Here is a 13,269-nt window from a genome sequence, read left to right on the forward strand (position 1 = left end):
CGCCCGTCCAAAAAGGACGGGCGGGACGCCCATCCCACAATAACAATTAAAATTGTAAGTTATTTAATTCGCGATCCATAGTTTTAATTATCGAGCCGCGTAAAATATTTAAACCTCAGCGAAAACAGGGCGGCGGCTAACTATAGCCACCGCCCTCAAGATAGTATTGCCCTATCTAAGTCTGTGCTTACGCAGGAAGCAAGACGGAATCAATAATGTGGATGACGCCATTATCAGCAACAACATCGGCTGTTGTAACGGTAGAATCATTGATTTTTACGCCATTGGAAGCATCAATTTTCACTTCTGAACCTTCAACTGTCTTGGCAGATGTCAGCTTTACTACATCAGCAGCCAAAACTTTGCCGGAAACGACATGATAAGTCAGGATTTTTGTCAGCTTAGGAATGTCATTAAGCAGTGATTCTACAGTACCTGCGGGAAGCTTAGCAAAAGCTTCGTCAGTAGGCGCGAAAACTGTGAAGGGGCCAGCGCCTTTGAGAGTATCTACTAAACCAGCCGCTTGCACGGCAGCAACTAGGGTAGTAAAAGATCCAGCCGAAACGGCGGTATCAACGATGTCAGCCAAGTGAGTCACCTAGTTTTTGTAATCTATAAATCACCATAACGCTAAAAAGCTAATTTAGCTACATTAATTTTTTCTCTGGTTCTGTCTGATTTTGTGATATTCAAGATAGCAATTTTTTTTATTTAACTCATTTCATAAAAATACCTATCTAAAGGTAGATAAAAGTCTTTTGACTTTACTGTATTTTACTTTAGCCATGTAATCCTAAATACATTGCTAAGAGGATCGCCCCTGCGCGGTGTTGAAAGCGCGGTGTTGAAAGTAAATGCAGGGGCGATGATCCCTCGCCCTCGCCCGTGCTGCGACATTTTGATTGACTTGGCAAAACATTCAATATCCAGCACAGTCCTAAGGCGGCGTAAAAGCCCGCCACCCCGACTGATGGCAACAGTTTCAAAAATGCCGATCTAAACTGTTAACAACCATTAACTAGCGCAACGGTGACATGAGATATAAACTACTAGGTCACAGCGGACTTCGCGTTTCCGAAATCTGCCTCGGAACCATGACTTTTGGGGAAGAGTGGGGTTGGGGGAGCTCCTACGAGGAAAGCCGTAAAATGTTCGACGCCTTTGCAGAAGCGGGCGGCAATTTCATTGATACCGCCAATCTCTACACCAACGGTACTAGCGAAAAATATGTCGGCGAGTTCATCGCAGCCGATCGCGAAAAATGGGTAGTTGCCACTAAGTATAGCCTCAACATGAAAAACGGCGAAATCAATGGTTTCGGCAACCACCGCAAAAATATGGTGCAAGCAGTAGAAGCAAGTTTGAAGCGGCTGCAAGTCGAATACATAGATTTGCTGTGGCTGCACGCTTGGGATTTTACGACACCCGTTGAAGAAGTGATGCGCGCTTTTGACGATTTGGTGCGCGCCGGCAAAATTCTTTATATCGGCATTTCCGATACGCCGGCTTGGATTATTTCTCAAGCAAATACGATCGCCCACCTGCGCGGTTGGACACCATTTATCGGCTTGCAAATCGAGTATTCTTTAAAAGAGCGAACTCCCGAACGAGACTTGATCCCTATGGCAAAAGCCTTTGATATTGGCGTCACAGCTTGGAGCCCCTTAGCATCGGGCTTGCTGACAGGAAAATACAACACTTCAGAAACCGCCAGCGAAGCTAAACGGCTTAATTCACCTGAATCGGGAAAAATTAACGAACGAGACCTCAAAATTGCTGACGAAGTTAGCAAAATAGCAGCCGAAATAGGGAAACCTGCTTCTCAAGTAGCCCTAAATTGGCTGCGACAACAGCCAGTCGAAGTTATTCCGATTGTGGGTTCGCGCAAACTCTCGCAACTTCAGGAAAATCTCGCTTGTTTGGAGTTTCAATTAACCCCGGAACAAATGCAGCAGTTAGACAAAGTAAGTGCAATTGAATTGGGTTTTCCCCACGATTTCTTAAAGAGTTCGACGGTGCAAGATTTTGCCTTTGGAGGAGGACTGGCAAAAATTGACCGCAGACTTTAAAATTGCTACTATCTTCTAGTCTGGGCGGGTTTACGTGGATATTTGGCGCTCGATCGCAGATATCGGCCCACCCGCCCTTAAAGAGATGATTGAGATTGGTGCTCTGGGCGTCAGTTTAACCTCACCCCCACATCGCCAATCTCATCACCTTGGTTTCTGGCCACCGACTCGCGTACAATTTTAGGTCGATCGTCGCCCTTCCCCGGTTTCTTGAGGATTTTTGAGCAAGGTGCAAGATGCAAGTTTAACCCCACTCCATAAACTCTCAATTGTTAATCTATCGGAAGTCAGAAATATCTTTCAATTTCTGTATAGTAGGATACAAATTTTTAAAACAAGCGATCGGAGGAGTGTAAAAAAGCAAGGTTTGTCCAATCAAAAAGCAACATAAACCCCCGCGAGCGAAGCTATCCCGAAGGGAATCGCAAATTTTCTTTCCTCTCCAAATAAAGCAATAAAACTCGCTCTTTTTTCAGCCCGTACCTGCCTGTTAAAAGTCATTTTACAAGGTCGATCGGCACTTTAACCGCCTTTGAACCAGCGTGTAAGCTAAAGGCCTCCTGAGAGAGAACTCATCCTTCAGATAGAAGTAAAGGCAGAAAAAATGGGTTACAGTTAACAGCAATAGCAAGTCAAACAATATTAACTTATCTCCAAGTTTCAATTTGGAAAACAGCAGATAAGCGTTTTTCTCCGCAACTAAACAGTTTCTTTGTTTGGTTCAATGAATGCGGCGCTTGCTCGTCAATAAAATTTCTCAGATTGAGGCTTTCAACTTTCAGTAAGAAACTGCTGAGAAAGAAATCCTATTGACAAATTTTCAGTGACAAATTCCAGAGGCTAATTATGTCCCCCCCAGAAAACTCAGTAAACAATAATTATAGCAATAAAGGTCGAGCATGGGAGATCCGATTTACCTCTATAGATTCAGCCAAATCGCCCTCTCAATTCGCTGCCTCGCCGGCATTGCGCGCCAACTTATCAAAAAAAGCTGATGCTTTAGATGCACCGGATTTAGTTTGCCTGTCTCATCTGCGGTGGAATTTTGTCTATCAGCGTCCGCAACATCTCTTGAGTCGCTGTGCCAAAAATCGTCGCGTATTCTTTGTAGAAGAACCTATTTTGAGCGCGGGTACAGATTGGTGGCTTGATGTCAGCATCCACGAAAGCGGAGTCTGGGTAATAGTACCGCACCTCAGCGAAGGAACCAGCGAAGCAACAGCACAAACTGCTCAGCAAGCCATGCTAGATGATTTGTTTCGAGCGGCAGACATCAGTCAGTACATACTCTGGTATTACACACCAATGGCTGTCAGTTTCACAAACCACTTAAAGCCGCTAGCTGTAGTCTACGACTGCATGGATGAACTGTCAGCATTCAAAGGCGCACACCCCGAGTTAAAAGCCAATGAAAACCAACTATTAAACCGCGCCAGCGTAGTATTTACAGGCGGACACAGCCTTTACGAAGCTAAACAGCACCAGCACGAAAACATTCACCCCTTCCCCAGCAGCATCGAAAAAGAACACTTTGCGACAGCCAGGAATCTTTCAGAAGAACCGGCAGATCAAAAAGACATTCCTCACCCGCGTTTGGGATTTTATGGCGTCATAGACGAACGCATGGATATCGAACTGCTGGCGGGCATGGCCCAAGCAAGACCGGACTGGCATTTAGTCATCATTGGCCCGGTGGTAAAAATCGATCCGGAAACTCTGCCAACTCACCCAAATATCCACTATCTCGGCGGCAAATCTTATCAAGAACTGCCAGCGTATCTTGCCGGGTGGGATATAGCCATGCTGCCTTTTGCGATTAACGAATCGACTAAGTTTATTAGTCCGACGAAAACTCCAGAATACCTCGCAGCAGGCAAACCTGTGATTTCTACTCCTATCCGCGACGTGGTGCGGCCCTACGGAGAAAACGGCTTGGTTCGGATTGCTAGCAATTCAGAAGAATTCGTTGCTTGTGCCGAAGAAATATTCAGCGAAAGTTCTGACGTTCGCACCAAGTGGCTCAGCGAAGTAGACGCCTTTTTAGCAGACAATTCTTGGGACAATACCTTGGGCGAAATGCTGGCGTTGATCGAACGTGCGATCGACGGCAAAAGGCAGAACGCTACAGACCGGATGAAAGTTTTAAGCTAAGAAGGTTGAGGTTTAAGTTAAAGATTTACCAATTTACACATTCAAAACTTAACACTCAACACTTCTCGCTTGTGGATTACAAATTACCACTTACCTTACTACAAATCAGAGGTTTTTTTAATGTTTGACTATTTAATTGTCGGTGCAGGATTTGCAGGTAGCGTCATTGCCGAAAGACTAGCAAATGAAGCCGGAAAAACAGTCCTGATAATTGATACCCGCAACCACATCGGTGGGAACGCATACGATCACTACGACAACCACGGTATCCTCGTACACAAATACGGCCCCCACATTTTTCACACGAATTCGCGCCCAGTTTTCGAGTATCTTTCGCGCTTCACCGAGTGGCGGCCCTACGAACACCGCGTCCTCGCCAGCGTTGACGGTCAACTGCTGCCAATTCCCATCAATCTCAACACCGTCAACCAACTTTACGGACTGAATCTCACCTCATTTGAAGTAGAAGATTTCTTCGCGAAAGTAGCAGAACCAAAGGATTACATTCGCACTTCCGAAGATGTCGTTGTCAGCAAAGTCGGCCGCGAACTTTACGAGAAATTCTTCCGCAACTACACCCGCAAACAGTGGGGAATGGATCCGTCGGAACTAGACAACTCAGTGATTGCGCGCGTACCCACTCGCATTAACCGGGACGATCGCTATTTCACCGATACCTATCAAGCAATGCCGCTGCACGGCTACACTCGGATGTTTGAAAAGATGCTTTCTCACCCAAACATCAAGGTGATGCTGAATACCGACTACCGCGAGATTGAGGGTTTTATCCCTTACGGGGAAATGATTTACACCGGGCCGGTCGATTCCTATTTCAATTATTGCTACGGCAAACTTCCTTACCGTTCCTTGGAATTCAAGCACGAAACGCTGAACGTACCCGTACACCAAGTAGCACCGGTGGTAAATTACCCCAACGAGCATTTATATACTCGCTGCACGGAGTTTAAATACCTCACCGGACAAGAGCATCAAAAAACTAGCATTGTCTACGAATATCCTCAAGCTGAGGGAGACCCTTACTACCCGGTTCCTCGTCCAGAAAATGCCGAAATTTACAAGAAATATAAGGCTTTGGCTGATGAAACTCCGGGAGTTTCTTTCGTGGGAAGGCTGGCGACTTACAGGTATTACAACATGGATCAAGTGGTCGCTCAAGCTCTGACAACTTACAATCAACTTACTACCAAGCCGGTGATTGAATTGGTGGCGAATGTTAACGGTTCTGCCTCTAATGTAAGCTCCTCAAATGCAGCGGTCGAGAGCCCAGCCGCAGCTTCTCTAGAAGTCGCTGCTGTCAACGGCAACGGTAACGGGAAGGGCAACGGCAACGGCAAATCTGCTAGCAATTAGCTGGAAGCTGTGAATTTGTAAGGGCCAAAATGTCTGGTGAGCCGCGTACACCCTACAGCGATAGCTAAAAAGGTAAGGTATGCACGGCTCACCATACTCGGTTGGGAGCAAAATTTATTTAACAATTCAAACAAGGGTTGAGGTGATAATGAGAGTGATAGTTAAAATTCTTTTGTCTCATGAGATTTTGCAAACTTCTCAATTTCCGTATTTTTATAAAGAAATAGAGCGCCTAATTAAAAGTGGTGGCAAAATTCTTATGCTCGATTTCTCAAAAATTAATTTCTTGAAAAATTCGGAGTTAATGGCTGTAGTGGCGATCGTGAAATTAGTTAGAGACAGCGCTTGTATACTTTTGATATCGGCTATGAGCGAAGAAGTTAGAATCCTATTTGAACTCACGGGACTCGAACAAATATTTCAGTGTTTGCCGCCTTTAGAAGACGTTCCCCTCAAAAGTGAGCTAACTGAACCGTTAGGTGGTTTGCAAAGTGTTGCCAGCTAAACTAGAGTTATGATCTCGGGAGAGTGCCAGACTCAGAGTGGCGAGCGAGGGGGAGAGGCGGACACTGGGAAAGGCGAGCGAGTGTCCGAGTGTCCGAGTCGGGGATCGGAAAAATCTTCCTTCTGAGTAATGACTAATGACTAATGACTAATGACTAATGACTAATGACTAATGACTAATGACTTCTGCCTTCAGCACGAGACAGCCTTTAGATGAGGCTGTTTTAATTTGCTAAACTTTTACAAATCTTTTACAAATCTTTTACAAATTAATCAGCAAAAAACTTGTCAAAGTCGGGCTAATTGTCGCTAACCTATATATATAACTTCGGGTAGATGTGCCGATGAGCTGGTTAGGTAGAGAGCTAGAAAATTGTGATATTGAAGAGTCTGCCACTATAGACAGCAAGGTAACTGTTCAAGGGCGGAAAACTGGTTATCCGCGCCCCCAATTGCGCCGGAGCAACTGGATTTGTCTCAACGGTCAGTGGAAGTTTGCTTACGACGACGCGGGACGCTGCGTGCAGCCGATCGATATTTCTGAGTGGACTCACACTATAGAAGTGCCGTTTGCACCAGAATCGGCAAAAAGCGGGATCGGGGACACGAATTTTCACGCCAACTGCTGGTACGAACGCGAATTTGACTTACCCCACACAGAAAGCAGAGTGCTGCTGCACTTCGGGGCCGTAGACTACCGCGCCCGCGTCTGGGTGAACGGTCAGTTTGTCATCCAACACGAAGGCGGACACACTCCTTTCACTGCAGACATTACAGCAGTTTTGAACCTCAGCGGGCCGCAGCGGGTGACAGTCTGGGCCCAGGACGACCCGCAAGATTTGGAGAAACCGCGGGGCAAGCAAGACTGGCAAATAGAGCCGCACAGTATTTGGTATCCGCGCACGACGGGTATTTGGCAGACAGTCTGGGTAGAAATGGTGCCTCACACTTATATCGAGCGCATCCGCTGGACTCCGCAGTTTGAACGCTGGGAAATCGGTTTTGAAGCGTTTGTCGCGGGCGATCGCCAGTCGGGAACTCAGATTAAAGTTAAACTGTCGATCGGCTGTATGCTGCTCGTCAACGACACCTACGAAGTCATCAACGGCGAAATCCACCGCCGCATCGCCCTCTCAGACCCGGGTATCGACGACTACCGCAACGAATTGCTGTGGAGTCCCGAAAAACCGACATTAATCAACGCTCAAGTGCAGTTGTGGGCCGACGGCAAACTACTCGACGAGGTTAAATCTTATACCGCCATGCGGACGGTCAGCATCCAGCGCGATCGCTTCATGCTCAACGGCCGCCCCTACTACCTGAGGCTGGTGCTCGACCAAGGTTACTGGCCCGACACCATGATGACTGCGCCTTCGGACGAAGCTTTGCGCCACGATGTCGAATTAGTCAAAGCAATGGGTTTCAACGGCGTCCGCAAGCACCAAAAAATCGAAGACCCCCGATTTTTGTACTGGGCCGACGTGCTCGGGCTCCTAGTTTGGGAAGAAATGCCCAGCGCCTACCGCTTCACTCCCAAAGCCGTTGACCGGCTGACGCGGGAGTGGACCGAAGTCATCGACCGCGACGCCAGCCACCCCTGTATCGTAGTCTGGGTGCCGTTCAACGAATCCTGGGGAGTTCCGAATTTAGTGGAAGCTGCGGCCCACCGCAACTACGTGCAAGCGCTGTATTTCTTGACAAAAACCCTCGATCCGACTCGCCCCGTCATCGGTAACGACGGCTGGGAAAGCATCGATACCGACATCCTGGCGATTCACGACTACGACAACAACCCGCAAACCCTAGCCAAGCGCTACGGGCCCGAAGTCCAGCTATCCGATTTATTAGATCGCGGGCGTCCGGGAGGGCGCATCCTCACCCTGGACGGCCACCCGCACCAAGGACAGCCGGTGATGCTGACAGAATTCGGCGGCATCGCCTGCGCCGGCCACGAAAACCCGGATTATTACAGAGTTTGGGGCTACATCCGCGCGTGGGACACGAAGGAACTGCAAAGGCGCTACACCGCGCTGCTGAAGGTGGTAAACAAAGTGGAAATGTTCAGTGGATTTTGTTACACGCAGTTGACTGATACTTACCAAGAAGCTAACGGTTTGCTGTATGCCGATCGCACTCCGAAGTTTCCCCTAGAGGCGATGGCCGCGGCAACTCTCGGCAGGGATATTCCCGAAGAAAGTGTACAGTCGCAAGTTATTACTCAGTGCTAAGGGGTAATTGGGCAAGGAAAAAGTAAAAATCTCAGATTTTTTTCTGATTTCATTTTCACTTTTTACCGATATACTTCTTACAAAAATAGGGTTTGTAGTAAGGACTTTAGTTTTTTATACTTAAGATTTAAGGGTTCAAGCCCTGACTACAAACCTTAATGCCCCATTAGCCATTGGATTGATGTTTCAAAGCTTTTTCATGGGAGGTTTTGAATGTTCCACCCACAGATTGCGATCGGGAAAACGCCTTAATGTAACAGCCGCCACCTGTCACGATAAATTTGCAGCGGCCGACTACCAACGTTTGCAACAGCAAGGCATTTACACAGTCCGCGAAGGCATCTGCTGGCACTTAATCGAACAGTCGCCCGAAAAATACGATTTTTCCAGCGCAGGGCCAATAATCCGCGCCGCCCGCGACACCAAAATGCAGGTAATTTGGGATTTGTTTCACTACGGCTGGCCCGACGATATTGATATTTTCAGTCCTGAATTCGTGTCCAGGTTTGCCAAGATGGTGTGCGCTTTTATGGAAGTGCTGACGGAGGAAACCGACCAAACACCTTTTGTGACACCTGTCAATGAAATTTCATTTATTGCCTGGGCCGGCGGCGATTTCGCCTACATCAATCCCTTTGCCAAAGGCAGGGGAGAGGATCTCAAAATCCAGTTAGTCAAAGCAGCGATCGCAGCGATAGAATCAGTTTGGGAAGTGAATCCCCGCAGTCGCATCGTTCAAACCGACCCCGTAATTAACGTTATTGGCGATCCAGACAAACCCGAGGATCGAGACGAGGCGATCGCTTATCGAGAATCTGGGTCTAAAACCCCGTCCTTTAAGGACGGCTTTGCTAAAATATACATGGTCACAGACCCGCCCGGATTTAAGATACTCCGAAATAAATAGCAAGGTTGAAAGTCCTGTCAGAGTTGCGATCAGAAATAGGGGAAGCGAAAGGGCAATAGGAAAATCCGGCCCTGAAGGCAAACAAGTATTTTACTTGCGTACAAAACAAAAAAGTCGCCATAGGGCATTGGGAGACTCTAAACGGACATGGAGCGATGGTAAGACTACTCCGGTAGCACGTTGCTGTGAAGTGTCAAGGAATCCTCGCACTTATAGGGCGAGGAGGTATGTCAACTCAATATCAAGCTTGGGATATGTTGGCCGGACGTTTTCGCCCCGAACTCGGCGGTCAGGAAAAATATCTCGATATTATTGGGGTGAATTATTACGATCGCAATCAGTGCATTCACAAGGAAGAGCCGATGAAGTACACCGATCCGCTGTACCGGCCTTTTCGCGAACAACTGCAAGAAGTGTTCGATCGCTACGGCCGCCCGTTATTCGTAGCAGAAACAGGCGCTGAAGACGATTTTAGACCGATTTGGTTTAATTATGTGTGCACTGAGGTAGTGGCGGCGATGAAAGCAGGAGTTCCGATAGAGGGAATCTGCTTGTATCCGATTGTCAACCATCCGGGTTGGGACGACGACAGGCACTGTTACAATGGTTTGTGGGATTATTGCAATGAATCGGGCGATCGGGAAATTTACCAGCCTTTGGCGGATGAATTGCAGTTTCAAAGGCAGCAGATTGAACCGCTGCTGAAGTTGCACGAGTAAAAACTTCGATCTAATAATACTGTAGGGTGCGCCGAAGCAGACCTTATACTAAATCTGCGTTAAAAATTTCCGAGTTCTATCGCTTACCCTCAGATGATATGATGTTTGGCGAATTAACTATAATTAAGCCTGGATGATGTTACGGAACAAGTGCTTAATCTTTCTGGATCTCAGTCAGCACCAGGGCTGAATTAAATAAATCCTCACTCGATAACTTCATTTCCTTACTAATTAATTGCATTGCTTTACCAATTCCACAAACAACAATGCAAAAAAGACGAATTTTTCGCTCTACTTCTTCCCGATCGTTAATGATAAGGATAGTTGATTTATACCAATCTTCAAAGACTTTTGTTGAGAGAGCAGAAGCCATGTCACCTGGAAAATCAGAAAGTAAAAAATCCTGAGCAACCGTTGGTGTAAAATTTAGTTGTGCGAAGATATAACTGCTCCAGTTAAAGTCATGGATGCTCCAGTATTCTAAGCAGGCTTGGCGAATGAGAGCCTCATCAAATTCTGAGTAAAAAACTTTTGGTATTGAAGGAATCAATTCTGGATATTTTCTCCGAAGTCGTTTCAAATCCTTGTTCATAACTTTTAGCCTCTGCTGACCACCTAAATAATACTTGCCTTACCGATCGCCTCAACATCATAGTTTATCTCAATCTGCCAATAGTAGCATCCTCACCTTCAGAAATTCCCATCATAGAAAACTTCGATATCAATGGCAATGGTGCCAACTAACGAAAGTGCGATCGAAGGCATCCAACCAAATCATGCTTAAATACCCCCTTTATTGTTTAGTCCGCGTGGGCGAAGCCAGCGCTTAGAGCGCTTAGGCGGACGAAAGTTTGACAAGACGCGGTTTCAACCGCCGAGTATCTTTTTAACATAATTTGCGACTTTAGGTAGGGGCGGGTTTTCCACACAGGAAGTTATACTTCTAAAATATATTAAAGCCGATCGCGCGCCCAAAAAAATGCACTCCCAAACATTGCTAAAACCAGACGGCCGCCCACTCACACTCTACAGCCGCTACCCAATCCCAGAAGGTATTGCGGCCGTAAGTCCCAGCAATGAACCGGTACAGGCAAACCCGCACTTTCGCTGGCATCCTTTGCGCGGGGAATGGGTAGCATACGCCAGCCACCGCCAGGGAAGAACTTTCATGCCGCCGCCGGAATACAACCCCCTGGCTGCTACAATTAATCCCAAATTTCCCACAGAATTGCCGCCGGGAGATTACGACGTAGCAGTTTTTGACAACCGCTTTCCCTCGATGACTTTGCAGGCAAAAAACGCACCTCCAAATATTGTGGAAACTTTGCCCGCTCACGGCATTTGCGAAGTGGTAGTGTTTACTCAAGATCCGCTGGCTTCCCTCGGTTCTTTAGAGTTATCTCACTTAGAATTGCTGTTAGAAGTATGGGCAGATCGCACTTCAGTTATTGGCAGCCATCCCGAAATTCAATACGTCTTGCCATTTGAAAATCGCGGCGTCGAAGTAGGAGTAACTTTGCACCATCCCCACGGTCAGATTTACGCTTATCCCTTCGTGCCCCCAGTGCCGGCGCGGATGTTAGAATGTCAGTCGGTTTACTATGAAAAAAACAGTAGCGGTTTGCTGCAAGATATGATTCAAAAAGAGATTGCTGACAAACAGCGAATTCTTTATTTAGACTCCGAGGCGATCGCCTTTGTCCCCGCTTGCGCCCGCTACCCTTACGAAGTTTGGATTGCGCCGATCGCACCGACGGCCACATTTATCGATCTTACTGAAAAACAGCGTCAAGGACTCGCTAAAGCCTTAAAAACAGTCGCCCTTAAATACGACGGTTTGTGGCACCGCCAATTCCCTTATTTGATGGCTTGGTTTCAAGGCCCCACAGACGGGAAACCCCATCCAGAAGCGCATTTGCACGCCGAATTTTATCCGCCCTACCGATCGAGCGATCGACTAAAATACCTAGCAGGAACCGAACTCGCAGCCGGAATGTTTGCTAACGACGCTTTACCCGAAGAAAAAGCGAAAGAATTGCAAGCCGTATCCGTCCATCTATTTTAGATTTTAGATTTTAGATTTTAGATTTTAGATTGAGGAAACGCTAACTAAAATCATTGATTTTCTTCCTTCTTCCTCAGATGCATTATATCCGTTACATCCGTTACATCCGTTACCGAACTTTCATCTATGATACACTCATTAAATCCAGAAGTTGACAGCAAACTCGAATTCATCCGCCAAGCCTTAAGCGAAACAGGAGCGATCGCCCTGCGCTTGCGAGGCACAGACTGGTTTGCTTGGGCCACAGCCGGCGGTTCCCATACAGTATTGCTTACCGCAGAAACCGGAGTTGCAGAACTTTTAATCACCGCCGAAACAGCTTGGGTTCTCACCGATGAAATCGAAGCCCAGCGCTTGCAAGACGAAGAAATTCCTGGCAACTTTCAAATGCACATCTATCCTTGGGCAGATGTTGCACAGCGCGAAGCTTTTGTCAAAGAAATTACTGGTGGCGGTAACGTCATGAGCGATCGGCCAATTTATCCCAAAGAAACGCCAATAATCGCATCTTTACAGTCTCGCAAACAAACAATGATGCCAAGCGAATTAGAGCGATACCGACGAGTCGGGCGTTTAGCCAGTGAAGCCATGACAGAGGTACTTTCTGCTGCAAAACCGACATGGACAGAATATCAGCTAGCGGGAGCCGGTGCACAGGCATTGTGGGTCAGAGGTTTGCATCCAGCCCTGACATTAGTTGCTGGAGAAAGGCGTTTGCCGCTGTACCGCCACGCCACCGCAACCGCCGAAGAAATTGGGCGACAAGCAATGTTAGTATTTTGCGCGAGGGGATGGGGTTTGTATGCAAATTTAACCCGATTTGTCAGTTTTGACTTTCTTGGGGAAAATCATTCAGAGTTGCACCGACAAGTCAGAGAAATTGAAGCAGCAGGCTTGAATTCGTGCCGGCCGGGAGTATCGCTGAATGCGGTTTATGATACGCTGAAAGCTGCTTACGAAGAGGAGGGATATCCTCAAGCAATTAGGCAACACCATCAAGGCGGAACTACCGGATATTTGGCGCGAGAAGTTGTGGCAAATCCGGCTACTTCAGATATGTTAGCCGAAAATATGGCTGTGGCTTGGAATCCGAGTTTGTCGGGAGCCAAAATTGAGGATACCTTTGTAATTCACAGCGATGGAACGTTGGAGAATTTGACTTTCGATCCGAATTGGCCGAGTGTAGAAGTAGCGGGAAGGTTGCGGCCGGTGCCAATGGAAAGATGGGGCGATCGGCTTTAACTTATATGTTGGG

Annotated in this window: 11 protein-coding genes; 9 read left to right on the forward strand and 2 right to left on the reverse strand. The window is 47.1% G+C overall.

Translation table 11 applies throughout. The features are described from left to right. Positions 1-187 precede the first annotated feature (187 nt). On the reverse strand, positions 188-589 hold the full coding sequence (locus QUB61_RS15625) for a fasciclin domain-containing protein (protein WP_333132080.1): 402 nt from the start codon (positions 587-589) through the stop codon (positions 188-190). Positions 590-1,034: 445 nt separating this feature from the next. Here QUB61_RS15625 and QUB61_RS15630 point away from each other — a divergent pair, with 445 nt between their 5' ends. The 7 genes from QUB61_RS15630 to QUB61_RS15660 all read left to right on the forward strand — a co-directional run bounded on the left by QUB61_RS15630 (position 1,035) and on the right by QUB61_RS15660 (position 9,949). After that, on the forward strand, positions 1,035-2,069 hold the full coding sequence (locus QUB61_RS15630; RefSeq protein WP_333132011.1) for an aldo/keto reductase: 1,035 nt from the start codon (positions 1,035-1,037) through the stop codon (positions 2,067-2,069). Positions 2,070-2,915: 846 nt separating this feature from the next. Beyond that, positions 2,916-4,220 (forward strand): glycosyltransferase family 1 protein, encoded by a 1,305-nt coding sequence (locus QUB61_RS15635; RefSeq protein ID WP_333132013.1) that lies wholly within the window; start codon positions 2,916-2,918, stop codon positions 4,218-4,220. A 120-nt stretch (positions 4,221-4,340) separates the two neighbouring features. Next, positions 4,341-5,591, forward strand: coding sequence for a UDP-galactopyranose mutase (glf, locus tag QUB61_RS15640; protein WP_333132015.1), 1,251 nt, complete (start codon positions 4,341-4,343; stop codon positions 5,589-5,591). Between the two features lie 148 nt (positions 5,592-5,739). Beyond that, complete coding sequence (locus QUB61_RS15645; protein WP_333132017.1) at positions 5,740-6,096, forward strand: STAS domain-containing protein; 357 nt, start codon at positions 5,740-5,742, stop codon at positions 6,094-6,096. Between the two features lie 343 nt (positions 6,097-6,439). Continuing rightward, on the forward strand, positions 6,440-8,323 hold the full coding sequence (locus QUB61_RS15650) for a glycoside hydrolase family 2 TIM barrel-domain containing protein (RefSeq protein WP_333132019.1): 1,884 nt from the start codon (positions 6,440-6,442) through the stop codon (positions 8,321-8,323). A 181-nt stretch (positions 8,324-8,504) separates the two neighbouring features. Next, positions 8,505-9,230 (forward strand): hypothetical protein, encoded by a 726-nt coding sequence (locus QUB61_RS15655; RefSeq protein WP_333132021.1) that lies wholly within the window; start codon positions 8,505-8,507, stop codon positions 9,228-9,230. Between the two features lie 227 nt (positions 9,231-9,457). Continuing rightward, positions 9,458-9,949, forward strand: coding sequence for a hypothetical protein (locus tag QUB61_RS15660; protein WP_333131427.1), 492 nt, complete (start codon positions 9,458-9,460; stop codon positions 9,947-9,949). A 154-nt stretch (positions 9,950-10,103) separates the two neighbouring features. Here QUB61_RS15660 and QUB61_RS15665 read toward each other — a convergent pair whose 3' ends face one another. Further along, entirely contained in the window at positions 10,104-10,541 is a 438-nt protein-coding gene (locus QUB61_RS15665) for a hypothetical protein (RefSeq protein ID WP_333131429.1), read from the reverse strand. 387 nt (positions 10,542-10,928) lie between these two features. On the opposite strand from QUB61_RS15665, the gene galT reads away from it, so the two are divergent. Together galT and QUB61_RS15675 are read left to right on the forward strand one after the other, a co-directional pair. Then, positions 10,929-12,014 carry a galactose-1-phosphate uridylyltransferase gene (gene galT, locus QUB61_RS15670; protein WP_333131431.1) on the forward strand — a complete coding sequence of 362 codons (1,086 nt, stop codon included), beginning with the start codon at positions 10,929-10,931 and terminating at the stop codon, positions 12,012-12,014. 126 nt (positions 12,015-12,140) lie between these two features. Then, entirely contained in the window at positions 12,141-13,256 is a 1,116-nt protein-coding gene (locus tag QUB61_RS15675) for a M24 family metallopeptidase (protein WP_333131433.1), read from the forward strand. Positions 13,257-13,269 lie beyond the last annotated feature (13 nt).

It is taken from the genome of Microcoleus sp. C2D2 (assembly GCF_036702495.1).
GTDB lineage: Bacteria > Cyanobacteriota > Cyanobacteriia > Cyanobacteriales > Microcoleaceae > Microcoleus.